This window comes from Polaromonas sp. P1_F2 (assembly GCF_056405735.1).
In genome coordinates this window covers 93,172-119,502 of sequence record NZ_JBFUBN010000014.1, presented here as the reverse complement: position 1 = coordinate 119,502, position 26,331 = coordinate 93,172, and the positions used below count along the sequence as shown (strand labels likewise).

At 64.8% G+C, this 26,331-nt stretch carries 22 protein-coding genes and 1 riboswitch; of the genes, 19 read left to right on the top strand and 3 right to left on the bottom strand.

Features of this window, described 5'->3' with window-relative positions:
* Positions 1-8 precede the first annotated feature (8 nt).
* From trhA to AC1D0O_RS22375, 3 genes are all read right to left on the bottom strand, one after another.
* The gene (trhA, locus tag AC1D0O_RS22385; RefSeq protein ID WP_477655699.1) at positions 9-686 is read right to left on the bottom strand and encodes a PAQR family membrane homeostasis protein TrhA; all 678 of its coding nucleotides are present in this window, start codon (positions 684-686) and stop codon (positions 9-11) included.
* Entirely contained in the window at positions 683-3,520 is a 2,838-nt protein-coding gene (locus tag AC1D0O_RS22380) for a DUF349 domain-containing protein (protein WP_477655698.1), read from the bottom strand. The genes trhA and AC1D0O_RS22380 overlap by 4 nt, the downstream gene beginning before the upstream one ends.
* A 185-nt stretch (positions 3,521-3,705) precedes the next feature.
* Entirely contained in the window at positions 3,706-7,704 is a 3,999-nt protein-coding gene (locus tag AC1D0O_RS22375; RefSeq protein ID WP_477655697.1) for a DUF748 domain-containing protein, read from the bottom strand.
* A 759-nt stretch (positions 7,705-8,463) separates the two neighbouring features.
* On the opposite strand from AC1D0O_RS22375, the gene AC1D0O_RS22370 reads away from it, so the two are divergent.
* The 19 genes from AC1D0O_RS22370 (at position 8,464) to tolA (ending at position 26,309) form a co-directional block, all read left to right on the top strand.
* Positions 8,464-9,342 (top strand): lytic transglycosylase domain-containing protein, encoded by an 879-nt coding sequence (locus AC1D0O_RS22370; RefSeq protein WP_477655696.1) that lies wholly within the window; start codon positions 8,464-8,466, stop codon positions 9,340-9,342.
* A gap of 133 nt (positions 9,343-9,475) precedes the next feature.
* A riboswitch (ZMP/ZTP riboswitch) is annotated at positions 9,476-9,605 on the top strand.
* A 44-nt stretch (positions 9,606-9,649) separates the two neighbouring features.
* On the top strand, positions 9,650-10,894 hold the full coding sequence (glyA, locus tag AC1D0O_RS22365; RefSeq protein WP_477655695.1) for a serine hydroxymethyltransferase: 1,245 nt from the start codon (positions 9,650-9,652) through the stop codon (positions 10,892-10,894).
* 99 nt (positions 10,895-10,993) lie between these two features.
* Positions 10,994-11,443, top strand: coding sequence for a transcriptional regulator NrdR (nrdR, locus tag AC1D0O_RS22360; RefSeq protein WP_007872661.1), 450 nt, complete (start codon positions 10,994-10,996; stop codon positions 11,441-11,443).
* 153 nt (positions 11,444-11,596) lie between these two features.
* Positions 11,597-12,181: a GspH/FimT family pseudopilin gene (locus tag AC1D0O_RS22355; RefSeq protein ID WP_477655694.1), complete on the top strand. Its 585-nt coding sequence runs from the start codon at positions 11,597-11,599 to the stop codon at positions 12,179-12,181.
* On the top strand, positions 12,175-12,753 hold the full coding sequence (gene pilV / locus AC1D0O_RS22350; protein WP_477655693.1) for a type IV pilus modification protein PilV: 579 nt from the start codon (positions 12,175-12,177) through the stop codon (positions 12,751-12,753). Before AC1D0O_RS22355 ends, pilV begins: the two co-directional genes overlap by 7 nt.
* On the top strand, positions 12,750-13,688 hold the full coding sequence (locus AC1D0O_RS22345) for a PilW family protein (protein WP_477655692.1): 939 nt from the start codon (positions 12,750-12,752) through the stop codon (positions 13,686-13,688). The genes pilV and AC1D0O_RS22345 overlap by 4 nt, the downstream gene beginning before the upstream one ends.
* Complete coding sequence (locus AC1D0O_RS22340) at positions 13,675-14,229, top strand: pilus assembly PilX family protein (RefSeq protein WP_477655691.1); 555 nt, start codon at positions 13,675-13,677, stop codon at positions 14,227-14,229. The genes AC1D0O_RS22345 and AC1D0O_RS22340 overlap by 14 nt, the downstream gene beginning before the upstream one ends.
* The gene (locus AC1D0O_RS22335; protein WP_477655690.1) at positions 14,226-17,951 is read left to right on the top strand and encodes a pilus assembly protein; all 3,726 of its coding nucleotides are present in this window, start codon (positions 14,226-14,228) and stop codon (positions 17,949-17,951) included. The genes AC1D0O_RS22340 and AC1D0O_RS22335 overlap by 4 nt, the downstream gene beginning before the upstream one ends.
* A gap of 42 nt (positions 17,952-17,993) precedes the next feature.
* Positions 17,994-18,479 carry a type IV pilin protein gene (locus tag AC1D0O_RS22330; RefSeq protein ID WP_477655689.1) on the top strand — a complete coding sequence of 162 codons (486 nt, stop codon included), beginning with the start codon at positions 17,994-17,996 and terminating at the stop codon, positions 18,477-18,479.
* Positions 18,480-18,519: 40 nt separating this feature from the next.
* Entirely contained in the window at positions 18,520-19,644 is a 1,125-nt protein-coding gene (gene ribD / locus AC1D0O_RS22325; RefSeq protein ID WP_477655688.1) for a bifunctional diaminohydroxyphosphoribosylaminopyrimidine deaminase/5-amino-6-(5-phosphoribosylamino)uracil reductase RibD, read from the top strand.
* 97 nt (positions 19,645-19,741) lie between these two features.
* The gene (locus AC1D0O_RS22320) at positions 19,742-20,392 is read left to right on the top strand and encodes a riboflavin synthase (RefSeq protein ID WP_477655687.1); all 651 of its coding nucleotides are present in this window, start codon (positions 19,742-19,744) and stop codon (positions 20,390-20,392) included.
* Positions 20,393-20,395: 3 nt separating this feature from the next.
* On the top strand, positions 20,396-21,502 hold the full coding sequence (gene ribBA / locus AC1D0O_RS22315) for a bifunctional 3,4-dihydroxy-2-butanone-4-phosphate synthase/GTP cyclohydrolase II (protein WP_477655686.1): 1,107 nt from the start codon (positions 20,396-20,398) through the stop codon (positions 21,500-21,502).
* Between the two features lie 50 nt (positions 21,503-21,552).
* Entirely contained in the window at positions 21,553-22,017 is a 465-nt protein-coding gene (gene ribH, locus AC1D0O_RS22310; protein WP_477655685.1) for a 6,7-dimethyl-8-ribityllumazine synthase, read from the top strand.
* 38 nt (positions 22,018-22,055) lie between these two features.
* Positions 22,056-22,583, top strand: coding sequence for a transcription antitermination factor NusB (nusB, locus tag AC1D0O_RS22305; protein WP_477655684.1), 528 nt, complete (start codon positions 22,056-22,058; stop codon positions 22,581-22,583).
* Between the two features lie 11 nt (positions 22,584-22,594).
* Positions 22,595-23,791 (top strand): pyridoxal phosphate-dependent aminotransferase, encoded by a 1,197-nt coding sequence (locus tag AC1D0O_RS22300; protein ID WP_477655683.1) that lies wholly within the window; start codon positions 22,595-22,597, stop codon positions 23,789-23,791.
* Entirely contained in the window at positions 23,788-24,237 is a 450-nt protein-coding gene (ybgC, locus tag AC1D0O_RS22295) for a tol-pal system-associated acyl-CoA thioesterase (protein ID WP_477655682.1), read from the top strand. The genes AC1D0O_RS22300 and ybgC overlap by 4 nt, the downstream gene beginning before the upstream one ends.
* Complete coding sequence (tolQ, locus tag AC1D0O_RS22290; protein WP_477655681.1) at positions 24,234-24,926, top strand: protein TolQ; 693 nt, start codon at positions 24,234-24,236, stop codon at positions 24,924-24,926. The genes ybgC and tolQ overlap by 4 nt, the downstream gene beginning before the upstream one ends.
* A gap of 17 nt (positions 24,927-24,943) precedes the next feature.
* Positions 24,944-25,384, top strand: a complete 441-nt coding sequence (locus tag AC1D0O_RS22285) for a biopolymer transporter ExbD (protein ID WP_436153950.1) — start codon at positions 24,944-24,946, stop codon at positions 25,382-25,384.
* Positions 25,385-25,400: 16 nt separating this feature from the next.
* On the top strand, positions 25,401-26,309 hold the full coding sequence (gene tolA, locus AC1D0O_RS22280) for a cell envelope integrity protein TolA (RefSeq protein WP_477655680.1): 909 nt from the start codon (positions 25,401-25,403) through the stop codon (positions 26,307-26,309).
* The last annotated feature ends 22 nt before the right edge of the window (positions 26,310-26,331 follow it).

Here is a 26,331-nt window from a genome sequence, read left to right as displayed (position 1 = left end):
AGGCCAGGCTAGGTCGCGTAATACAGCACGGCCACGCAGTGGCAGGCCGTGCCGGCCGCCACGAACAGGTGCCAGATGAAGTGCCCGTAGCGCAGCCTGGAATCGGTGGCGAAGAAACCCACGCCCAGGGTATAGAACAGGCCGCCGGCCACCAGCCAGAACAAGCCCCAGCCCGGGATAAGTTCCAGCATCGGCTTGACGGCAATCACGGCAATCCATCCCATCGCGAGGTAGAGCGCGGTAGACACGCGCGGGTAGCGTATGCCCGAGACGGCCTTCACCGCCACGCCGGCCAGCGCCATGGCCCAGACCAGGCCGAACAGCGTCCAGCCCCAGGGCCCGCGCAGCACGCCCAGCGTGAACGGTGTGTAGGTGCCGGCAATCAGCAGGTAGATCGCGCCATGGTCCAGGACCTGGAACACGCTCTTGGCGCGCGCGGCGCGAACCGTCGGCAGCGCGTGGTACAGCATGGAGGTGAAGTACAGCAGCACCATGGTGGCGGCGAACACCGAGGCGCCCGCAATATCGATGGCATCACCCTGCCGCGCGCTGGCCAGCACCAGGAAAGGCGCGGCCGCCAGCGCGGCGAGCAGCGCCACGCCGTGGCTGACGCTGTTGGCGATTTCCTCGCCCAAGCTCTGCTGTCGCTCCTCCGGCAGCGCCACGGCAGCGACAACACCGCTCATCGTTTGAGCAGCGCCTTCAGCACGTTCTGCACGCGCCTGGCATTGCCGGCGTCGAAGTCGGCCGCCAGCACCTGGGCCGTGTCTTCGCCCCAGGTCTCGGTCGGCGCGGGCGCGTTGCGTTTGGTCAGCAGTTGCAGTTGCAGCATGCGGCGCGCGCTGATGTGCTCGGCGGGCGTGGGCAGGTCGGCGGCGATCTCCAGGCGCAGCAACGCTTCGGAAGCGTCCTTGCCCGAAGGCGTGCTGACGGCCTGCACCCAGCGGCTGCGCACTGCGGGCGGCACGGCCTTGCCGAGCTCCTGCGCGCTGGGCAGTTGTTCCGGGTCGCGTTTTTCCCAGGCGCTGAGCAGGTGCGTCAGCACCTCGCCGTGCGCCTGCATGGCGAGCTTTTTCAGGGCCTGGTTGGCCGCTTCAAAGGCTTCGCGCTGGGCGCGGAAGGCGGCGTCGCCCAGACGCGGGCCGCGCTCTTCAAAGGCCGGCCGGTCGCTGCCACGCGAGCCGCGGTCGTCACGGCCCGGGCGGGCGTCGCGGCTGTCGCGGTCGGGGCGGTACGGCTCGAATTTGTTGTCGGTGCTCTGGCGCGGGCCGGCGGGTTTGCCGCCGGGGCGCGCGTCCTTGCGGTCGCCGAACTTGCCGCCGCGCCCCGTAGCCGCAGGCTCGGCCTTTTTCATGCCGGGGCGGTCATCGCCGCGCCGTGCCACGACAGGCTTGGGCGCGGGCTTGGGTGCGGGTGGCGGCTCGGCGGGCGCGCTGGCCGGTTCGCCGGCTTCGGCGAACTCAGCGGCGGCAGCCGCTTCAGCCTCGGCCGCGGGCTCGGCCGGTGCCTCAGGTGCAGCTTCACCGTCCTCGCCGGCTGGCGCGACAGGTGCGCTTTCGGATGCGGCCAGCGTGGCCTCCACGGAAGGCGTGGCTGCGGCTACGGGCGCCGGTGCGGCAGCGGGCGCTGCTGCCACAGGCACCTGGCCGCGCACGATGGCTTCAAGCGCCTTGGCGGCGGCGTGGATCTTCTGCGCGTCGCCGCTGGCGGTGGCGGCTTCCACGGCCTTGGAGGCTTCCAGCACCATGCGGTCGTATTCGCCCAGGGCCGCGGCGGCTTTTTCACGCTCGGCGGTCTTGCGCTGGAAGGCGTCGTCTATGGGCTTGCGGAACGCATCCCACATCTTCTGCTCCTGCTTGCGCTCGATCGGCACGGCCTGGGCCTCGTGCTGCCAGCGCTGCTGCAGCGACTTGACGGCGTCTATGCGCAGCTGCGGCTCGGCGCCCAGCACGGCGGCCTCTTCAATCATGGCCTTGCGGCGCGCGATGCTCTCGGTGCGCGCGGCGGTCAGCGCCGCGTCGGCCTGCTCCATGGCGGCCTTCCACACGGGCTGGATTTCGGCAAACGCCTTTTCGCCCAGGTGGCCGGCTTCGCGCCATTTTTCGACAAAGCCGTTGAGGCTGCGGATGTGGTGCTTCCAGTCGGTGTTGCCCTTATTGGCTTCGGCCCAGGCCAGCACTTCGTCGATCAGCAGCTTGCGCTCGGCCTTGACGGCCTCGCTTTGCTCTTTCACCTTCTCGAGCCAGGCCTCGACGACCTTGTGGGCTTCGTTGCAAGCGTCGTCGAAACGCTTCCACAGCGCGTGGTTGGGCGTGCCGCCCTGGTCGCTGGTCTTCCATTGCTCTCGCATGGCGCGCAGGGCTTCCTGCTGCTTGCGCCCGCCCAGCGGCTTGGCCACCAGCGCCTCAGCCTTGACAACCAGTTCCTCGCGAATCTGGTCGGCGCGCCAGCGCTGCCAGCCTTCGAGCTCGCCGGCGGCGGTGAGCGCGGCGTGCGCGGCGGTCTCAAGCTTGCTGTCGATGTTGCGGATGTTTTCCTTCAGCGCCTGGCGCAGTTCGGCCGCCACCTTGGGTGTGGACTTGCCGTGGCCTTCGGTGACTTCATGCTCAAGCTTGGCGAGCGCGGCCTGCACGACGGCCGAGGATTTTTCGCGCATTTCCTTGAGCACGGCCGGGTCGATCTTGGCCTTGGGCGCGCGCGCGGGCGCCTCGCCTTCGGCGGGAGCCTGGCCGCGGGCGGCGCGCAATTCGTCGGCCCACACGGGCACGGCAGGCAAAGGCGCGGCGGTGTCTTCAGCAGCCTTCTGGGCCTGCGCGAGCGCGCCCTGGAAGGCGTCCCACACGGCGAGCAGCTGCGCGCGCGATGCGTCAAGCAGCGGCGGGAATTTGGCGTCCACGCTGGCCCAGTTGGCGTCTTGCGTGATTTCACCGGCTTGCGACTGCCAGTGCGTGACATCGCCGCGAAGGGACTCGAGGGCGGCTTCGGCATCGCGCCAGGGCTTGAGCGACAGCACTTCGGTGCGCTGGGCCAGCAGCACGGCGGCTTCGCGCTGCACCTGGGTACGGTGCTGCAGGTCTTCAATGGTCTTGACGCGCTCTGCCAGTTGCGCCTTGAGGCCGGCCAGCGGCTCCTTGGACAGGGGCGCGCCGGCCTTGGCGGCGTCGCGCTGCCAGGCCAGGGCATCGGCCAGGTTGAGCTTTGTAGCGGCCAGCAGCGCCTGGGCTTTTTCGGCCCATTCGGCGGCCACGGCTTCCTGGCCCTTGCTGCGCTTGATCTCGTCGAGCTTTTCCTTCAGCGGCTTGGCCGCGCCCTTGTCGCGGTTGGCCAGGTCCTTGTAAACCTCGGCCATCTGCTCGGCCGTGGGCTCGGTCGCCAGCCAGGTGCGGATGCGCGCGGCGCGCTCGCCGGAAGTGGGCGCGGAAAACGCGCCGCCGGTCAGGCCGTCCAGCGGATGGGCTTCGGCCTGCTTGGTGGTGGGCGTTTTCACGGCGGGGGCTTCGGGTTTGGAGGATTTAAACATGGGAGCGCAAGGTCAAAAAAATAGGTGCCGCCGACCACAAGGCGCCCTTGGTGAACGGGAGCTTCGTGGATCGGCAGCGGGTGTTGGAGTGGATGGAAGGCCGTGCCGCGCAACCTGTGTTGCACATACCAGCCCGGCCCCATAAAAGCTTTATCAATAAAGCACTGGCGCTATTTTCGCCTTTTTTACGGCATCGCCAAATTCAGCTCCGCGCGGGGCGTCCATTTGGCCTCCGGCGGGATGGTTTTAGCGGCGCCCAGGAACAGCCTTTCAGGCGGCAGGTCGCGCGAGGCGAGGTAGTCTTTGACCGCCACGCCGCGCTGCACGGCCAGCTCGCGCATGGCGTCGTCATTGACCTTGATGTCGGCCAGCAGCAGCTTTTCCATCTCGGGCACGGGTAAATCCCTGGCCAGGCCGATCAGGTTGCGCGGCTTGGGCATGTCGGCGCGTTTGTAGACTTCCTTGAGCAAAGCCGGGTATTCGGCCGGGCTGATGCTCACGGCGGCTGAGGTGGTACCGCCCTCCTTCACCGTGATGCGGCGCTTTTCGGCGCGCACCAGCGCGTCCAGCCGTTCTCGCTTGAAGCCCTCGCGCTCGGCCTCGACGCTGCTGGTGCCCACCACAGTGAGCCTGAGCGAGGGCCTGTCGGCCAGCGCCTTGGCGACCTTGTCCAGCCCGGCCTTGGCCTCGGGGCCCAGTTCGGCGCTTCCGGCGGCAAAACCCACGGTGCTGAGCTCGTCTCCGCCGCCGCCGAAGGCGTTGGCCAGCAGGCTGAAAGGCGCGGTGATGGCTTTCACGATCACGTTGACGATGACCTTGACGATGACGGGGCCGAGGCTGAACTGCGGATCGTTGAGCGAGCCGCTGATGGGCAGGTCGATGTCGATCACGCCGTTGCGGTCGGCCAGCAGCGCGACGGCCAGCTTGACCGGCAGGCTGGCGGTGGAGCCCGGCACCTTCTCGCCGAAGCTCAGCTGGTTCAGGATGACCTTGTTGGTGGCGGTGAGCTTGCCGTCGGGCTGCACCAGGTAGCTCACGTCGACGCTGAGCTTGCCGCGCTCTATGCCGTAGCCCGAATACTTGACGGAATACGGCGACAGCGGCGGCAGCTCCAGGTCGCGCACCTTGCCCTTGATGTCCAGCGCCAGCGGCTTGGCCAGCGGATTGAGCTTGCCGAGGATTTCGAGCGAGGCCGTGCCTTCGGCGCGCCCACGCAATTCAAGGTCGGCCATGGCGGGCGCCGCTGCGGCACCGCCGGCCGGGGCGGCGGGCCCCACCGACGAAAAGGCACTGAGCTTGCCGGTCAGGTCGCTAAGGTCGGCCGAATAATTGGGTTTGACGAAGCGGTCGGAAAACAGCACCTTGCCGTTGATCAGGCTGATGGGGCCGAAGCTCACGATGGGCGGCAAGGCCGCCGCGGCCTGCGCGCCTTTTGCGTCGGCGGCAGCTGTTTTAGGTGGGGCAACAGGGGCGGATGCCGGCTCGGCGGCCGGGCTCGGCGTGCCGCCGGCCACCGCCGTCTCCTTCGATTTGACGAGGTCCTGCAGGTTGATGCGGCCGTCGGGCATGACAATCACGCGCGCGAAAAAGTCGCTGAGCACCGTTTCCTTGATCTCCACCCGCGTCGCCTTGGCCGGGTCCAGCGCCACATGGAAACCGCGCAGGTTCAGCGCTTTCCAGGCCAGCAGGTCTTCACTGGGGGCCAGCGTGTTGGCGCGGAACTCTTCCAGCGACACGTCGCCCGTCACCTGGGCCTGCGGCCCGGCCGGCAACTGGCGGTAAGCCACCTTGCCTTTGAAGCTGGCATCGGCGCGCAGCAGCTCGATATTGAGGGTGTCGGCGAAATAGGGCTCAAAAGCCTGCACCGGCAGCCGGTCGACCAGCAGACGCCCCTGGGCCTGCAGGGGGGCCAGTCCCAGGCTGCCATTGAAGTCCACCTTGCCGGGCTCGAAGCGGCCGGCCGCCAGGCGCAGCGAGGCGGTCAGCGGCATGGGTTTCGCGGCCAGGGCCCGGGACGCGGGCCTGTCGTCCAGCAGCAGCCCGCCCAGTTGGGCTTTGGCCGCGGTGACCTCGAAGGCCACCGGCCTGGCGCCGGCCTTGTCGGAAAACGACATGGCGCCGCCTTCAAGCTGCACATCGCTGATGGCCACGGCCCAGGAGGGCGCGGAGGCGCGGGTGGCCGCATCGGTGGGCGGCGGGGGCGATGGCGGCAAAGCGGCCTTGCCGGGGCTGACCATCCAGCGCTCGTACATCCAGCGCTTGTCGCTGCCCCGGTCCACCAGGGCCTTGGGCTGGGTCAGCTGCAGCCTGGCGGCCTTGAAGCTCTGGCCGGTGACGTCGATGTCCACCTGCGCGAGGTCCACACGCTTGACCGACACCAGCGAGACCTTGCCCTGGGCCAGTTGCACCTCGCTGACCGCGACCTGCGGCGCCGTGAGCCGCAGCAGCTGGGGATTGTCGCCGCTCGCCGCCTGCCAGTGAATGCCCAGCTCGGCGTCAAGCTGGCCGTTCAGCGCCGGCAGCAGGAACTGGCCCACGTATTTGGCCGCCATGCCCAGCGGCCAGGCCGCCACCGTGGCGGTGAGTTCGGCAGCCTGGTCAGTGGCGCTGCCCTTGAAGCTCAGCAGGGCCGGGGCGGCGGGAGGCTGCGGCGCGACGGGCCTGGTGCCGGCTTTTGAGGGCACGGGCACTGGGACGGCAGCCGGCTCAAGGCCCACCGAGCCATCGAACTGCAGCGGCGCGCCGGCCGAGAAAGGCATGGCGATGGCCGTGGCATTGAGCACCAGGCCGGTCAATCGGATGTCGGCCGGCGAGGCCAGGGTTTCGTCCAGCCAGTTCACCTTGCCCGCGTGCACGGCCACACGGGCTACCTGCACCTTCCAGGGTGTGCCTGGCGGCGCTTTGGCCGAGGTGCCCGGATTTGCCGGCTTGCTGGCGTTGCCTGCGGGAGCCTTTGCTGAGACTTGAGTGTCTGCTTCACTTTTTGTAGCGCCCGCGGTGACAGGCGGTAACAGGTTGAACCGCCCCGCCCTGTCCCGGACGACGGACAGCGCTGGCGCGCTCAGTTCGACCGCCGCGAGCTTGACGAATTGCTCCAGCGGGCGCACGTCGGCCATGGTCACCTGCAGCCGCTCAAACGCGAGCAGGTCGGGCCGGGGCGCCGGTGGAACATCGCCGCCATCGCGTTTGCCCGCCGATTTGCGGCCGGGGGCCGGGGTGGGGACGGCGGCCAGCGCCTGCCCCGCCGTCTGCAGGCGCACCTTTTCCGCCGTTACCGTGCCGGAGATGCGCACCACTGTGGCCGGCGTCTGCTCAAACGCCACTTTGGCGTCGGCATGCAGCACGGCGCTTTGCAATTTGAAGGGCAGGCTGGCCGGCCAGTAGGCCAGGTAGGGGTTCAGGTCGAAGCCGCGCAGGGTCAAGGTGGCGTCGGTTTTGTGGGTCTGGGCAAAGGGCGTGCCCTCGGCGGCGGTGTCAAAACTGCTGCCGTTGAGCTTGAAGGCCAGGTGCGGCGAGGTTTTGATCTCGCGCTGGGACTTGAGGTTGCTCAGGAAGGGCACGGAAAGGTTCAGCTCCCGCAGCGCATGGGTCTTGCCGACGGACTGGTCGCTAAAGTCCACGCGCCCGCCGCTCACCACGATGTTGTAGACCGCAAAGCGCGGCGGATCCCCGGCCGGCTGGTCCGCCGGCGCCTTCAGGCGCTCCAGGATGTCGTCGATGTCATAGCGGCCCTCGCCTTTGTGGGTCAGAAAGGCCACGGGTTCGTCGACCTGCACGGCGTCGGCCACCGGCGCCAGCCGCAGCAGGGACTCCAGTTCGGCATCTATATATATGCGCTTGATGGAAAGCTGGGGACTTTCCTGGGGAACTCCGGCAGCGCCGGCCTTGGCAATGGCCAGGTCGCGCAGGGTGAGTTCGAGCGACCAGGGCTTGAAGTCGACCGCGCCCACGGTGACCTGCCGGCCCAGTTTTTCAGAGGCTATCTTCTCGAGTTGCGACTTCAGGAGTACGGGCACAGCCGCATAGGCCAGCGCCCAGAGCAGCAGCAGCGCGCCAAGCGCCCAGGCGGCGCGTCGCCGCCACAAGGGTGAGCGGGCCAGGCCGGCAGCCCGTGCCGGCAGGGTTTTTGCGGTGTTCCGCCATTCGATTTCGCGCCATTTATTCTTCAAGTCAGGGATTGCCATAGGCGTCGAGTTTTTAACGCCGGCGCCAATCGGTCAACGACTTATTTGAAAAAGACAGTCACCCGAAAGGGCATAGCCCCCAAAAGAAAAACCCCGGGCAGTGAGACCGACCGGGGTTGACGGCGGGCGTTTATGCTCATGCCGTCGGGTTTCCGCAAAAGAGAGATGAATCGTCTCCAGTGCGATGAAAGCAAGTGATTGCTTCCAGATTTTCCGGGGTTGGTTACCCGGTTGGATGCGTGAATGAACACGCAATTGCAGGTTAAACCTCCAGCGCCGGGCAGGCAAGACCATCTTTTCAATCACAGGGACCGGAGTGATTGCCGCTGCCTTTGTCCAGCCCGAAAGACGCCTGAATCACCCCAACAGTCCCACATGGACCATCGAAAACCGCCTACAGCCGGATCCGCGATCCGCTGATCCGGCATTTTTCACGTCGAATTTAACTTAGAGCTTGGTCTCAAAAAGAGGCCGTAACTACCTTGATCCAGGCGGATTCTGCCGAAAATCAGGGTTTTTATTTGCTTATTTGATATAAAGAATGAATCTCTTATTATTGACAGGTTATTTAACGACCCCATAGAATCCCGCCAGTCCCACAGAAACCTAGGGACAACCCGAATCTCCGCTGCCCCATTCATCAAAGAAGCCGGCAACGTCAAACAGGGGTCAACACCCACAAGGCATGCCTTGGTTTGATGGCGACCCAATCAAAGCCTGCTCGGCCCCCAAAGGCCTGCAAGCGTAGAAAGGAGTGCTATGACAGCGCTAGGACAATTCGGCCTTGAGGCGCACTTGAAAAGTGTACAGAGCGGTATTTCAACCATCGCCGATGACATCGCCCAGGGCTTTTTCGAGATCACCCACAACAGCTTCGCCCTCCTGGGCCTGGCGGTCGTGTTCGCGGTGATCACACTGACGGCCCGGCCCGACTTGCGTCAGGCCGGTGAATTCAAGCTCATGACCTGGCTGCAGCAACGCCAGGAAGCGGCCATCGGTTTTACCGAGCCCGCCGCCATCGAGCGCGCCACGGCATCCAATCCCAAAGACCTGCCGGCCCAGCAGGCGGCGGTGGCCTACTGGCTGAGCAAAAAGTACGGCGTGGCGCCCGAGCCCTTGAGCGTGCTGGTGGCCGAGGCCTTCGAGATCGGCCAGAAGGCCAAGCTCGACCCCACCCTGATCCTGGCCATCATGGCGATCGAGTCCGGCTTCAACCCGTTCGCGCAAAGCCCTGTGGGCGCCCAGGGCCTGATGCAGGTCATGACCAAGGTGCACCACGACAAATACGACAACTTCGGCGGCAAGCTCGCGGCCTTCGACCCGGTGACCAACCTGCGCGTCGGCGTCAAGGTGCTGCAGGAATGCATCGCCCGCGCCGGCTCCGTGGAAGGCGGCCTCAAATACTATGTGGGCGCCGCCAATATGGAAGACGACGGCGGCTACGCCGGCAAGGTGATGGGGGAACATGCCCGCCTGCTGGCCGTGGTGGCCTCCGCGTCCAAACGCGGCAAACCCTCGCCTTTCTTTGCCGAGCCCGGCAACTCGCGCCCGGTTCCGGCCTCACTGCCGGGCAAGTCCGAGACGCCTGCCTCCGAGGGCAAAACGCCCGAGAAGGTGGCGCTGTTGAGCCAGTCCTGACCCCCGCCGGCGCGGCCTGAGGGCCCGCCGTTCGCACCGCAAAGCCGGGCCGCCGCCAGCGCCCTGTTTTTTGCTTTCCGGGCCACGGGTATGGGACGGGCGGGCACGGATTTCAGGCGCCCTCAGTTACACTAGCCGGGTGCGCAACTGGCGATAGGCTCAAGGTTTTCGCAACCATTGATGCTGACGTGGGACACCACTGGGAAGCGCACCGCTGACGGCCGTTGGGCCTCAGCGTTCAGCCGTTCGCCTGGGCAGCCCTTGTTTCATTCATTGAATAGCAGGGACCACGTCTTTAAGGACTGCCATGTACCACCGCAATATCCTGGTCGAACAGACCGATCCCGAAATCTTCGCCGCCATCCAGGCCGAAAACGCCCGGCAAGAGCAGCACATCGAGCTGATCGCCAGCGAAAACTACGCCTCGCCCGCCGTCATGGCCGCGCAGGGCTCGCAGCTCACCAACAAATACGCCGAAGGCTATCCCGGCCGCCGCTACTACGGTGGCTGCGAACACGTCGACGTGGCCGAGCAGCTCGCCATCGACCGCGTTAAAACCATCTTCGGCGCCGAAGCCGCCAACGTGCAGGCGCATTGCGGCGCTTCGGCCAACGAGGCCGTGTTCCTGGCCTTCCTCAAGCCCGGCGACACCATCATGGGCATGAGCCTCGCCGAAGGCGGCCACCTGACGCACGGCATGGCCCTGAACATGAGCGGCAAGTGGTTCAACGTCGTGTCCTACGGCCTGAACGACAAGGAAGAAATCGACTACGACGCCATGGAGCGCAAGGCCCATGAGACCAAACCCAAGCTGATCATCGCGGGCGCCTCGGCCTACAGCCTGCGCATCGACTTCGAGCGCTTCGCCAAGGTGGCCAAGGCCGTCGGCGCGATCTTCATGGTCGACATCGCCCATTACGCCGGCCTGGTGGCCGCGGGCGTGTACCCCAACCCGGTGCCGCATGCCGACATCGTCACCTCGACCACGCACAAAAGCCTGCGCGGCCCGCGCGGCGGCATCATCCTGATGAAGGCCGAGCACGAAAAAGCCATCAACAGCGCGATCTTCCCCGGCCTGCAGGGCGGCCCGCTGATGCACGTGATCGCGGCCAAGGCCGTGGCCTTCAAGGAGGCCATGACGCCTGAGTTCAAGGCTTACCAGCAGCAGGTCGTGAAAAACGCGCAGATCGTCGCCGACACCCTGACGCAGCGCGGCCTTCGCATCGTCAGCGGGCGCACCGAAAGCCACGTCATGCTGGTCGACCTGCGCGCCAAGGGCATCACCGGCAAGGAAGCCGAAGCGGTGCTGGGCAGCGCCCACATGACGATCAACAAGAACGCCATCCCAAACGACCCGGAAAAGCCCATGGTCACCAGCGGCGTGCGCATCGGCACCCCGGCCATGACCACCCGCGGCTTCAAGGACGAGGAAGCCCGCGCCACGGCCCACCTGATCGCCGACGTGCTCGACAACCCGCGCGACGCGGCCACGCTTGAAGCGGTACGCGCCAAGGTCCACGCCCTGACCAGCCGCTTCCCCGTCTATCGCTGACCATGGCGGACGGCGCGGGCACCATGGTTTTCATCGCTGCCCCTGCCGTCCTCAATGGGCTAAAGACCGGTTGATGTTTTTAAATTCAGGTCACCACCCATGAAATGCCCCTTCTGCGGCCACCTCGAAACCCAGGTTGTGGAAACCCGGGTGGCGGAAGACGCCGACTTCATACGCCGCCGCCGCCAGTGCGGTGCGTGTGAAAAGCGCTTCACCACCTACGAGCGGCCCGACGTCACCTTCCCGTCCATCGTCAAGAAGGACGGCCGGCGCATCGAGTACAAGCGCAGCAAGATCCTTGGCTCCATGAACCTGGCGCTGCGCAAGCGCCCCGTCAGTACCGAGCAGATCGACTCGGCCATCGAACGCATCGAGGAAAAACTGCTGAGCCTGGGAGTGCGTGAGGTGGCCTCCAACCGCCTGGGCGAGCTGGTCATGCGCGAACTCAAGAAACTCGACAAAGTGGCTTATGTCCGCTTTGCCAGCGTCTACCGCAGCTTTGAGGATATTGACGAGTTCAAGACCCTGGTGGATGAGGTCAGGCGCTAAGGCGCCGGACGCTCTGACCGTTCGTCACGCAGACCTGACCGGACGTCGAATACAGGAGGCGGGACCGGCGGGGCATGCTCACAATTGCGCATGTTCGAAAATCTATCGATCGCGGGCCCTGCCCCCCTCCGCCACCAACCGCCCTGGCGTGTCATGCGGCGAATCCAGCATGGATTCACCCTGATTGAAGTGCTGGTGGTGATAGCCATCATCGGAATCCTGACGGTCCTCGCAACGCCCTCCTTCATGGGCCTGCTTGCCAACGCCAATATCACCCGCGCCACCAACGGGTTTATCTCGGATACCCGCTACGCCCGCGGTGAAGCCATGCGGCGCGGGAAAAGCGTGACGATCTGCAGGACCGCCAACTACACCGCGGCAAGCCCGACGTGCTCCACCGGCAATGGTTCGACGGTCGGCGGCTGGATGGAGGGATGGGTGGTGTTYGTTGACAGCAATGGCAACGGCAGCTTCGATGCCGCGACCGACATCGTGCTGCGCGCCCAGGAGCCCATGGCCGGCGTCAGCGATTTTTTCGCGGTCGGCGTCTCCACTCCAACGGCTGTCGCCACGGGCAACGGCATCATCTACGACGGCACGGGCCGCGCCATCGGCCAGTCGGGCCGGTGGCTGGTGCATGCCTCGGGCTCGTTCGCCACCAACGCTTACTACACCCGCACCCTGTGCATGAACGCAGTGGGCCGGGTCAAGGTCCAGACGGGGGACGTCGCATGCTAGGCCTCACCAAAAAAGCACCACCTTCACGCAAGGGGCAGCAAGGCTCCTCGCTGCTGGAGGTCTTGATTTCCATATTGCTCATGTCCTTCGGCATGCTGGCGCTCGCCGGCATGCAGGCCTATTCGGTCGCGGCGCAGAAAAACGCGGCCAACCGTGCCATCGCCAGTGCCCTGGCCACGGAACTGGCGGAAGTGATCAGGCTCAACCCGACTGGACTTTCAGGCGGCAACTATGACGTGGCAATGATGACCACCGGCAGCCCCCCCGCCCTCGCGCCCTGCGCCTTTCCCAACTGCACAACCCCTGCGACACTGGCTGCAGCGGACCTGACGGCCTTCCAGAGCCGGGTTCGCGCGCTGCTGCCCCAGGGTGGCGTCGAGCTGGCCCGGCCCGGTGCCAGTGCAACTCAGGCCGACATCTGGATTCTCTGGGAAGAAGCCGGCGTGCTGGACAACTCCCGCCAGGTTGCTGGTGTCGACCAGTCCGCCGAATTGAAATCCGACAACTGCTCGGCCACCGCCAAAGCCCTGGCCACGCTGCCACGCTGCTTTTACATGAAGGTGCAGTTATGACTTCGCCCGCAAAAAGCTGCCCGCGGCAGCGCCTTCGCATGCCCGCGGCCAAGTCCGCAGCAAGGCAGCAATCAGGCTTCACCCTGATCGAACTGCTGATCTCCATGACACTGGGCATGGTGATCATCGGTGCGCTGGTGGTCATGTACCTCTCCGGCAGCACGGCCACGCGCAACGCGCAGGCCCAGGGCCAGATGAACGAGGACGCCCAGATGGCCCTCGGCGTCTTTACCCAGGAGCTGCGCCAGGCGGGCTACAACCCCACGCGCACCGGCGGCGTCAAGAACGACCTGGGCCTGGGCGGCTGGAACCTGTACGCCTGCAACACGGATTTCACGGATCCCACCGTTGCCGCCATGAGCGCCCTGAGCTGCGGAGCGGGCGGCGGTTTCGCGCTGGCCGTGGCCTACGAGGGAGACCTCAACAGCGGGAAAAATACCACCGGCAACCTGCCGATGGACTGCATCGGCAACGGCGTGGGTGCTGCGGGCGCTCCTTTCTACACCATGCAGTCGCGCATCTCCATCACGAACAATACGCTGACCTGCCGCGGAAGCGGCAACCTGGCGCAATCGCAGGTGCTGGCCGAAAATATTGAAAGCGCAACGGTGAATTTCGCGGTCGCCGAGCCCGCCGTGCCCAACAGCCAGAATGTGCGCGGTTACCTGAGCGCCTCCGGCATCACCACCCCCACGGATGCGGGCCTGGCGGCCCTGTCCCTGCTGGACCGCTGGAACAAGGTGGTTGCGGCGCAAGTCTGCGTGGTGGTCAGGAGCGAAGACCGCGTGCTGGGGGACCTGGGTACTTCGAGCACCAAGCCCAGCTATCAAGACTGCGCCGGCGCCGACGTCGACATCACCGACGGCAAGCTGCGCCGCGCCTATCGCACCACGGTGCTGTTGCGCAACCATGGAGTGGGTTATGTCAATCCCTGAACCACGCCAAACCGCGAAGACGAAGATGCACGGGCAGCAGGGCGTCGTCCTGATTGTGGCCCTCATCATGCTGATGATTCTTTCGGTTCTGGCCAGCATCTCGATTCGCGGCGCCTCGTCGACCGAGCAGGTGGCCAACCAGAGCCGTCAGCAGGCGCTGGCCCGGCAGACCGCCGAAACAGCCCTGCGCTTCTGCGAGCAGCAGGTGCAGCTCTACGCAGCCAACCCCGCCACCGGCTTCGCGCCCGAGGCGGCCCCCGTCGGCGCCGGGGTCCCCTACTCCTGGGCCACCATGAGCAACTGGGACAGCGCGACACCGGTGGCCAGCCTCAAGACAGTCACGGTCACCTCGTCCGGCGACGCGGGGACCAAGGTGTATTTCACCCGCCAGCCCGAGTGCATGTCGCAGTACCTGACCCCTGCCGACACCAAAGTTTTTGTCACGACGGCCAGAGGCTTCGGCCCTGAAGTCGGCGCGAAAGATGGAAGCGCACCCCAGGGCACCGAGGTGTGGCTCCAATCTGTAGTAACCATGAAATGATGCTCGACCCGAGCATGAAAGGCCTGGCCATGAAATTTTCCATTTTGCGCGGCGTTGCGTTTTACGCGGCTGCGTTGATCACGGCGGACAGTGCGTTCGCGGTTGTCGCGCAGGAGCCGCTGCTGTCCAGAACCGTGAACGTCCGGCCTAACATCGCGTTGGTGCTCGATACCTCGGGCTCCATGGACTGGGAATGCGTCTATGCCAAACATGTCAGCGCCGCGATGCTGGCTGAGTCCCCGGGCTCCACCAGCATCCCGGGCTTCCATGCGGATTGCATTAGCAGCGCCGACCCCCGTCAAAGCTCCCCTGTCAACAACCTGCTGTTTTACAACCCCAAAAAGGTCTATGGACCAGGTTATGTCGGAGGTGTTCTCCAGGCCAATGCGGCCGTGGGCAACTCCTCGGTCGTGACCATGTTCCTGCCTAAAGCAGGCAAGGATCCCACGACCTACACCACGTCCAATGCCATCAAGAACACGGCGGACTACGACAGCTATGAAGTGACGACCAGCAAGTTCAAGCTGAATGGGTCCAACACCTCCGGCAGCGGCAGCACCAACCCGTTTGGTCCGCACGGCGGCACCCGCACGGACTGCGCTGGTGCAACCTGCACGTTCAACGAGGAACGCCAGAACATCGCGAACTGGCGTGCCTACCACATAGATCGCCTCAGTTCGGCAAAAACAGGGTTGTCCGGGGCATTCGCAAGCCAAGCCGACAATTTTCGACTGGCCTACACAGACATAGACCCCCTAAACAACCTCAGTTCCATGAAGGACTTTGGCCTGGCCAAAAGTGCATTTTATTCGTGGCTTGATGCGCGCGTAGCCACCGGGGGCACGCCGCTGCGCGGCGCGCTTGACAAGGCCGGGAAGTACTACCAGAACAATGCCAACAATGGGCCCTGGGGATCCAAGCCCTGGGCCCCCCCCGCTGGCGAAACCGCAACCAGCCATTTATCCTGCCGTCGTTCATTCACCCTGTTGATCACCGATGGTTTTTACACGGATGCCGCCCCTGCAGGCATAGGTAATGTCGACGCGACCGTGGGACCAGCATATACCCATGCTCTGGATAACAGCAAAACATACCAGTACAAACCGACCGAAAAAACCGACGCACGAACCAAAGGCAAACCAGACAGAGTCAGTGGGACGGGTGGCGTTGCCGACACGCTGGCGGATATTGCCCTGAAGTACTGGGTCACCGATCTCCGTCCCGATTTGCCGAACGACCTTGGGAAAGGCACTTCCTCCGACCCCCCATTCTGGCAAAACATGACCAGCTATATGGTCAGCTTTGGCGCCCCGGGCAAAATGACGGATGCGGAGGTAACCAGTGCCAAGGCCGGCACCCTTGCCTGGGCCGACCCTGTACTCAATACCGTCACGACGATCGACGACATGCGCCACGCGGCCCACAACGGCGGTGGCGATTTCCTCACGGTAACCGACGCGGCCCAATTCACAACGGACCTGGGTAATGTCATTGGCAGTATCGCCAGCCAGCAGTTTTCACAAGCCGGTGTGGCGGCATCCGCCACGGATCTGGTCGCGGGCACCAAGAAATTTATCCCTTACTATACTAGCGGCACATGGTGGGGCAACCTGCAAATGAAAGATTTGACCAGCGGCTCCGTAGTTTGGCAGGTCGTCGCCACCGACGGCAACGGCCAGCCAACAGGCGTTACCACGCTGCCCGTACCAGCATCCCGGAAGATTTTCGTCTGGACCGACGCAACCAAGCAAGGCCTCGACTTCACCTATGCCAACATCACCACGGCGGCCAACAGCCTGAAGGGCACCAATACCAACATGCAGATGAGCAATGCGGTGACCTCCGACATGATCGACTACCTGCGTGGCGTGCGGACCAAGGAAGGTGCCGGCATGAGAAAACGTCCAACGGTTCTCGGTGACCTCGTCAATTCGACACCCGCTTACATCAGGAACAACACCAATCCCCAGTTTGAGCTGCTTCCAGTATCTACCCCAGGCTTGACCACCTATGCCGCCTACATGGCCAGCAAGGCGGCCCGCACCGAAGGTGTGGTGTTTGTGGGGGCCAATGACGGCATGGTGCATGCATTTGGAGAAGGCTACGGCTCAAGCATCGGCGGCCGGGAGGTCTTTGGCTATATTCCACGGTCTGCACTTGGAAAGCTCGAAGCCCTGACCGATAGCGGCTATCCCTATGCCCACACTTACATGGTGGACGGCCCGATGATGGAGGTCGACGCCTATTTAACAACCCCCAATCTGACCGGCGGAGGCACGTCCACAGGATGGCGCAACCTGGTCGTGGGTACCGCTGGCGCTGGCGCCAAGTCGGTCTTCGCGCTGAATGCCACCGACGCTCTCAATATGAATGGCAAGGCGATCTTGTGGGAGGTCAATGCGGACCCAGCATTTCCTGTGATGCCGGGAAACTCCACGACTTCGTTCGCAGAACTGGGCAATGTCCTGACTAAAGCCCAGAGTGGCATCACGGTTAGCGGCGACTGGGTGACCATCTTCGGCAACGGCTACGACAGCAAGTCCGGGAAAGCCAGCCTCTTCGTCGTTGAGACCGGCACCGGCAAACTGCTCAAGGAAATCCAGACCGACAACACGACCGGCAACGGGCTGGGAGGTGTGCGCGTGGTTTACAACGACAAACGGCAGATTATCGGCGTCTATGCGGGCGACCTGAAAGGCCGGTTGTGGAAATTCGACCTGAGCGGTGCTACCTCCTCCGCTTGGGGCGTTGGCAACGGCGGTGTTGCGCTGTTCACCGCGCTCAGCGGTGTAACACCTTTGCCCATTACAGCCGCACCGGCTGTCGTTGAGCGGACTGACCAACCTAGTTTCAAGCCCAGCTATATAGTGATCGTGGGTACCGGCAAGTTGTTTGAGGCGGGTGACACTTCCATAACAACGCCGATTCAGCAAGTCTATGGCCTGTGGGACCGGAAGCCATTCGGCTCCACGGGTACCGATTCCATTACTGACTCGCAACTCGAAGGTATTAAACAGACCGACGCTACAGGGGGTACCGATCCAAGCACCGGCGAGACAATCAATGGCGGCGGCGCTACTTCCGTCGGCGGGATCAGTTTTGTCAATCCGGCAGTCACCACCCTTGACTGGTCCACTCGTCGGGGCTGGAAGCTGGCTCAAGATACATTGACCGGTGAACGCGCCATCTCAGAGATCAACATAGTAGACGAAATAGTCAAAATCGATACGGTTGCCCCCCAAAGCAGCGCATCGAGCTGCCTGGCCTCAACAAGCAAAGGAGAGACCTACGCGATCAATCCATTCACTGCGACTTGCCGTGTGGGCGGCACGCTGGACACAAATGGCGATAAACAGATTGACGGGAAGGACGCGAACGTCTGCGCCTTCAGCACACCTGCTGATGGCGTCGACGTTGTCCTCATTATCCGGAACTCGCTGGGCGAAGACACCGGCCTCCGAAGCATTCAGACTGCAAGCGGCTCTATCACGATTCGCACCAAGGGCGCGCCCCCACCCCAGGACTGCACCAACCCGGCCTACGCGGTGGCACACGTTGCTGAATGCGGCAGCTGCGCCGACGCGGCATACGCTGCGGCACATGACAGCGAATGCACGACGGCCAACTGCAGCAACGCCGCCTACCGGGCAGCCCATCCCGGCGCCTGCCCGGGCGCAGTCCTGAACCGCTCGTGGCGCCAGCTCTTCCCGCGCGCCAACTGACGCCGGGCTTAAAAAACGCTGCCTTTACCAAGAGAATCACTCATGATGTCCAAATCAAAAAAAAACGGCGGCTCGGCGGGCTTTACGCTGATTGAGCTGATGGTCGTGGTGGCGATCATCGGCGTGCTGGCCGCGATCGCCATACCGTCCTACCAGAGCTATATCGCGCGCGGCAACCGCGCCGCGGCGCGAGCGGCGCTCTCGCAAGCCGCCCAGTACATGCAGCGTTTCTACGCGGCCAACGACCGCTACGACGCCGACCGCACCGGTTCCCAGACCATCTGGGCCACTCTGCCGCCCTCCTTCATGAGGGCCCCCGCCGACGGCACCCAGCTCTATGAAATCTCCAACACCGGCGGCAATGCCAGCAGCGCCACCGCGAGCACGTTCACGCTTATCATGCGTCCTGTGACCACAGCCAGCATGGCGAATGACAAATGCGGCGGATTCAGCCTGACGCAGGCGGGTGTCAAAGGCGTCACGGTCGCAGGCGCGACCACCGCATTGATCGCGGAATGCTGGCGTTAAAACCATAGGCCCGTCCCTGATGTGGCCGCAGCGGGAAACCATGCAGCAGCCCATCCAGACAGCCTCTACCCTCGAATTCATCCAGGCTGCCCTGCAGGCCGCGGCCAACGCGCCCCTCAGCGCAGCGCCCAACCCACGCATTGGCTGTGTCCTGGTCTCCGCCGCCGGGCAAACCATAGGCCTTGGCCACACGCAGCAGGCCGGCGGCCCCCACGCGGAAATCATGGCCCTGCGCGATGCCGTGGCCCGGGGCCAATCCACCGAAGGCGCCACCGCCTATGTCACGCTGGAGCCCTGTTCCCACCACGGGCGCACAGGCCCCTGCTGCGACGCCTTGATTGCCGCAGGTATCAAAAAAGTCGTCGCCTCCATGGCGGACCCCAATCCCAAAGTTTCCGGCCAGGGCTTTGAGCGCCTGCGCGCGGCCGGCATAGCGGTCGACGTGGGCGCCGGCGCCGCGCAGGCCAAAGAACTCAACATCGGCTTTTTCAGCCGCATGGTCCGCAAGACCCCCTGGGTCCGCATGAAGATCGCCGCATCGCTGGACGGCGCCACCGCCCTGGACAACGGCCAGAGCCAGTGGATCACCTCGCCCGAAGCGCGGGCCGACGGCCACGCCTGGCGCGCCCGGGCCGGCGCCGTGCTGACGGGCATAGGCACCGTGCTCCAGGACAACCCCAGGCTGGACGTCAGGCTGGTGGAAACGCCCCGGCAGCCCTTTCGGGTGATCGTCGACAGCCTGCTGCAGACGCCGATGGATGCGAAAATTTTCGAGGCCGGCGGCCCGGTGTGGATTTACACCGCCGTTCAAGGCGCCCCCCAGGAGGCCGCCCTGGCGGCCCGTGGCGCCACGGTCACCTGCATGCCCGGCGCCCGCGGCAAGGTGGACCTGGCGGCCATGCTGAAGGACCTGGCGTTGCGCGAAATCAACGAACTGCATGTCGAAGCCGGCAGCAAGCTCAACGGCTCCCTGGTTCGCGAAGGGCTGGTCGACGAGTTCCTGGTCTACCTCGCGCCCAAGCTGCTAGGCGCCGGCCTGGGCATGGCCTCCTTTGGTCCCCTGGAACAGCTCTCTGATGCGGTGCCCCTGCAATTCCAGTCCGTCGAGAGGGTAGGCCCCGACCTGCGCGTGCTGGCCCGCGGCGTTGGCCGGGACCAGTTCTAGACCGTTTTCACCTGCACCGGGTCTCGCCTGGACCGCATTTACAGGGCAATAGTGGCCTTTCCCCACGTCCGGGCCGGATTCCCTGCGAAAATAGCGCATGTTTACCGGAATCATTACCGGCTTGGGGCGCATCGTCGCCATCCAAAGCCTGGGCAGCTCTTCAGACCACGGCAAGCGCCTCACCATCGAGACGCCTGCGGGTTACCTTGACGACGTGGGCCTGGGCGACAGCATCGCCCTGAACGGCGCCTGCATGACGGCCACCTCGCTGGACCTCGCCCTCAACCGCTTTTCCATCGACATCTCCGCAGAATCCCTGGCCAAAACCACCGGACTGGCTGAAACCGGCCCCATCAACCTCGAAAAAGCCCTGCGCGCCCACGACCGCCTGGGCGGCCACATCGTTTCGGGCCATGTCGACGGCATAGGCCGCGTCACGCATTTCGCCGAAGTCGGTGAAAGCTGGGAACTGCGCATACTGGCCCCGCGCGAGCTCGGCAAATACCTGGCCTACAAAGGCTCCATCACCGTCAACGGCGTGAGCCTGACCGTCAACCGGGTCACGGACCTGGCGGGCGATGAGGGAGGCACGGAGCTCAGCATCAACCTGATCCCCCACACCGTGCAGAACACCGCCCTGGGCCAGCTGGCCGCCGGCTCCCACGTCAACCTCGAAATCGACCTGATCGCGCGCTATGTCGAGCGCATGCTGGGCGACACCCACAACAATATTTCAAAAAAGCCCTGAACCATGAGCACTGCCATTTCCCCTGTTGAAGACATCGTCGCCGACATGCGCGCCGGCCGCATGGTCATCCTGATCGACGAGGAAGACCGCGAAAACGAAGGCGACCTGGTGCTCGCGGCCGACCACGTCACGCCCGAGGCCATCAACTTCATGGCGCGCTTCGGACGCGGCCTGATCTGCCTGACCCTGACTCGCGAACGCTGCGAGTTGCTGCAGCTGCCGCCCATGGCGACCCGCAACGGCACCAAACATTCCACGGCCTTCACCGTCTCCATCGAGGCCGCCGAGGGCGTGACCACCGGCATTTCCGCGGCCGACCGCGCCCGCACCGTGCAAGCCGCCGTCGCCAAAAACGCCACCGTCAGCGACCTGGTGCAGCCCGGCCACATCTTCCCGCTGCAGGCGGTGGACGGCGGCGTGCTGATGCGCGCCGGCCATACCGAAGCCGGCTGCGACCTGGCCGGCATGGCCGGCTGCTCGCCGGCCGCCGTGATCTGCGAAATCATGAAGGACGACGGCACCATGGCCCGCCTGCCCGACCTGCTGCTGTTCGCGGCCGAGCACGGCCTCAAGATAGGCACCATCGCCGACCTGATAGAGCACCGCAGCCGCAACGACTCCCTGGTCGAAAAAATCGGCTGCCGCACGCTGAAAACCGCTTTTGGCGAGTTCACCGCCCACGCCTTTCGCGACAAGCCCAGCCAGGGCCTGCACCTGGCCCTCGTCAAGGGCGAATGGTCGGCCGACGACGTCGTGGCCGCGCGCGTGCACGAGCCGCTGTCGGTGCTGGATGTGCTGGAAACCGGCCGCCCCATGCATTCCTGGAGCCTGGACCAGAGCCTCAAGCACATCGCCGACGAAGGCCGCGGCGTGGCCGTGCTGCTCAACTGCGGCGAAAGCGCCGCGCAGTTGCTGGCCCAGTTTGAAGGCACGGCGCGCGCCAGCCAGGCCCCCGAGCGCGGCCGCATGGACCTGCGCACCTACGGCGTGGGCGCGCAGATCCTGCGTGAATGCGGCGTGCACCGCATGAACCTCATGGGCAACCCGCGCCGCATGCCCAGCATGACGGGCTACGGCCTGGAGATCGTCGGCTACATCACCAGGGACTGACGTTTGCGTCACCTCGCCTGAAATTCATAATCAATCAAAAGGGAAACACCGTGTTTGGAGCAGAAAAAGGGACGGCCGACAAGCTGGACGGCAAAAAACTTTCCATCGGCATCGTGCAGGCGCGCTTCAATGAAAGCATCACCAACGCCCTGGCCGAGGCCTGCAAGCACGAGCTCGCCGCCCTGGGCGTGCACGAAGACAACATCCGGCACGTCCTGGTGCCCGGCGCACTCGAGGTGCCCTGCGCCTTGCAGGCACTGGCCGAAAGCGACAAGTACGACGCGCTGATCGCGCTGGGCTGCATCATCCGCGGCGAAACCTATCACTTCGAGCTGGTGGCCAACGAAAGCGGCTCCGCCGTCACGCGCCTGGCGCTGGACTACCAGCTGCCCATCGCCAACGCCATCCTGACGACCGAGAACCTCGCCCAGGCCCAGGCCCGGCAGGTCGAAAAAGGCCGCGATGCCGCCCGCGTCGCCGTCGAAATGGCCAACCTGATCAATGAAATTGCCTGAGCTTGCGCTCCCACCCTTAACCCCGACTGGCATTTTTCATGGCTGATCCCATCATCAAACCCAAGCGCCCGCCGCAGACCCGCACCGGCCTGACCGACACCGGCGTCAAAAAAGCCGCCGACAAATCGGCGCGCACCCGCGCGCGTGAATTCGCCCTGCAGGCCCTCTACCAGCACCTGGTCGGCCGCAACGAGGCCGACTCCATCGATGCCTTCACCCGCGACCTGGTGGGTTTTCACAAAGCCGATTCGGCCCACTACGACGCCCTGCTGCACGGCTGCATCGCGGACGCGAAATCGCTGGACGCCGGCATCACCCCGCTGCTGGACCGGCCCATGGCCGAGATCTCGCCGATCGAGCATGCGGTGCTCTGGATAGGCGCCTACGAGTTCACCCACTGCCTGGATGTGCCCTGGCGCGTCGTCATCAACGAGTGCATCGAACTCGCCAAAGCCTTCGGCGGCACCGACGGCCACAAATACGTCAACGGCGTGCTCAACAAGATGGCGCCCACCCTTCGCGCCGCGGAAGTCGCTTCCGACAAAGCCAAACAACCTGCCCGGTGAAAGCGCCTGACGTGAGAATCGCCCGGCGGGCTCAACGCATCGAGCCGTTTTATGTCATGGAGGTTGCCAAGGCGGCCTCGGCGCTGGCGCAGGAGTTCGCCCATAGCGACCGGCCCATGATCTTCCTGAACATCGGCGAGCCGGACTTCACTGCGCCGCCCTTGGTGCAGGAGGCCGCGGCCCGGGCGATCTCGCAGGGCAACACGCAGTACACCCAGGCCACCGGACTGCCGGCGCTGCGCGAACGCATCAGCGCCTGGTACGCCTCGCGCTTCGGCGCCGATGTGGCACCCGGCCGCATCATCGTCACGGCGGGGGCCTCGGCCGCGCTGCAGCTGGCCTGCCTGGCGCTCATCGAGGCCGGCGATGAAATCCTGATGCCCGACCCCAGCTACCCCTGCAACCGGCATTTCGTCAGCGCCGCCGAAGGCAATGCGGTGCTGGTGCCGACCACCGCGGCCGAACGCTTCCAGCTCACGCGCGAGAAGGTCGAAGCGGCCTGGAAGCCGCAGACGCGCGGCGTACTGCTGGCCTCGCCTTCCAACCCGACCGGCACCTCGATCGCGCCCGAAGAACTGCAACGCATCCACGAATTCGTGCACGGCCGCGGCGGCATCACGCTGATCGACGAGATCTACCTGGGCCTGAGCTACGAAGAGCACTTCGGCCACTCGGCGCTGGCCATGCCCGGCGAGCTGGGCCAGAGCGTGATCAGCATCAACAGCTTCAGCAAATACTTCAACATGACCGGCTGGCGCCTGGGCTGGCTGGTGGTGCCCGAGGCGCTGGCGCCCGTGATCGAACGCATCGCGCAAAACCTGTTCATCTGCCCCAGCACCGTGGCCCAGCATGCAGCCCTGGCCTGCTTCGAGCCAGAAAGCCTGCAGGAATACGAGCGCCGGCGCGCCGAATTCAAGGCGCGCCGCGACTACTTCATCCCGGAACTGAATCGCCTGGGCCTCACGGTGCCGGTGATGCCCGACGGCGCGTTTTACGCCTATGCCGACTGCACCCAGGCCGCCGCGCGCCTGGGCGTCAGCGGCAGCTGGGACTTCGCCTTCGAGCTCATGAAGCGCGCCCACCTGGCCGTCACGCCGGGCCGCGATTTCGGCCATGCCGCACCTGAGCAGTTCGTGCGCTTTTCCACCGCCAACTCCATGGCGCAATTGCACGAGGCCGTGGCCCGGCTCAAGGCGGTGCTGGCATGAAGCCGGCCGCGCGGGTTTTCAGCTGGCCCGTCAGGGTCTATTGGGAAGACACCGACGCGGGCGGCATTGTGTTTTACGCGAACTACCTGAAATTTTTTGAACGTTCGCGCACCGAATGGCTCAGATCTTTGGGAATTGAACAGCAGCGCCTGCGGGAAAATACCGGCGGCATTTTCGTGGTGGCGGAAACCAGCATCCGCTACCATCGTTCCGCCCGCCTGGACGATGAACTGATTGTTACGGCAAGCCTGGTCGAAGCCGGCCGCGCGTCCATGATAATCAGCCAGCAGGTGCTATTAAAAACAGAGCAGATGCCGGCACAACCGGCGCCTTTACTTTGCGAGGGCAGCATACGGATCGGCTGGGTCGATGCCGCCAGCCTGCAGCCACGGCGAATACCAGCCTCCATTCTTGACAGCTTAAAACACGATACGGCCACAACATGAACCAAGACTTGTCCATCGTCAGCCTCATCCTCAATGCCAGCTGGGTCGTTCAGGCCGTCGTGGCGCTGCTGGTCGGCGTGTCCATCGCCAGCTGGGCCGCGATCTTCCGCAAGGTCATCGCGCTCAACAAAGTGCAGACGCTCAACGACGAGTTCGACCGCGAGTTCTGGTCGGGCACCAGCCTCAACGACCTGTTTTCCGGCGCCGCGCAAAACGCCAAGCACTCCGGCCCCATGGAGCGGATTTTCGCCAGCGGCATGCGTGAATACCAGAAGCTGCGCGAACGCCACATCACCGATCCCGGCACGCTGCTGGACGGCGCGCGCCGCGCCATGCGCGCCAGCTACCAGCGCGAGCTCGACGCCATCGAGGCCAACCTGTCCTTCCTGGCCACCGTCGGTTCGGTATCGCCTTACGTCGGCCTGTTCGGCACCGTCTGGGGCATCATGCACGCCTTCACCGGTCTGGCGGCCCTGGAGCAGGTCACGCTGGCCACGGTGGCGCCCGGCATCGCCGAGGCGCTGGTCGCCACCGCCATCGGCCTGTTCGCCGCCATCCCGGCCGTCGTCGCCTACAACCGCTTCTCGCACGACATAGACCGCGTCGCCAACCGGCTGGAAACCTTCATTGAAGAGTTCTCCAACATCCTGCAGCGCAACCTGGGCGCCCAATCACCTTCCGGCCACTAAGCCAAGAGGAGATAGCGATGCCAGCAGTCAATTCCCGCCGCGGCCGCAACCGGCGCACCATCAGCGAGATCAACATGGTGCCCTTCATCGACGTCATGCTGGTGCTGCTCATCATCTTCATGGTGACGGCGCCGCTGATCACGCCCAGCATGATCGCGCTGCCCAAGGTCGGCAGGGCGCCTAGCCAGCCGCAGAACCCGGTGCAAATCATGATCAGCAAGGACGAAACCGTGCAGATCAAGATCAAGACCGACAGCGTGCCCAGCAATGTGCGCAATGTCGCGGCCGACATCGCGAAGCTGGAGCCGGGCGTGAAGGCCGAGGGCGCGCAGGCCGTGCCCGTGGTGATCAGCGCCGACAAATCCATCAAGTACGAAACCGTGGTCCAGGTCATGGACAACCTGCAAAAAGCCGGTGTGTCGCGCGTGGGCCTGTCGGTACAGACCGGCAACAAGTAGCCGCCCGCACAGCCCCATGCCCAGCGCCGCAGACCGCCTCGACTTTCTTCCGCCCCGGGACGGCGGGTCGGGCCACGCGTTCGCGCTGGCGTTGCTGGTGCACGTCCTGCTGATCGCCGCCCTGACCTGGGGCGTCAACTGGAAGCGCAGCACCCCGGACGTCGCCTTCCAGGCCGAGCTGTGGACCAATGTGCCGGCGCAGCAGGCCGCGCCCAAACCGGTCGAAGTACCCACACCGCCGCCGCCTCCCCCACCCACACCCACCCCGGAAGTCAGGACGCCCCCGCCGCCGCCCGCCCCCAAGGTGGACATCGCGCTGGAGCAGGAGAAGAAGCGCAAGCTGGTGCAGGAACAGAAGGAAGCGGAAGCCCTGAAAGAAAAGCAGAAGGCTGAACTGCAAGCCAAAAAAGACAAAGAGCTGGAAAAGCAGAAAGCCGCCGAGAAGAAAGCCAAGGAAGACCTGGCCAAACGCAAGGCGGCGGAAGACGCCAAAAAGCTGGAAGCCCAGAAGGACAACAAGGACGCCGCGCAGCAGAAAGCCGCCCAGGCCGCCGCGGAGAAAGTGCGCCAGGAAAACCTGCGCCGCATCACCGGTATGGCCGGCGCCACCGGGGATGCGGAATCCAAGGGCACAGCGCAAAAATCCAGCGGTGGCTCCACGACTTACGGCGCGATCGTCAGGGCGGCCATCAAGCCTAACGTGGTGTTCACCGAGGACTTCACCGGCAATCCCATGGCGAAGGTGGAGGTCCGCCTGACGCTGGACGGCACCGTCATCAGCCAGCGGCTGGTTCAATCGAGCGGCAACAAAGCCTGGGATGATGCTGCCATCAACGCCATCATCCGCACCCGCGTCATGCCGCGAGACGTCGACGGGCGCATACCCGACACCACCTTGATCCTGGAAATGCGGCCGCGCAATTAGCGCCGGCCGTCAATTCAAGCCT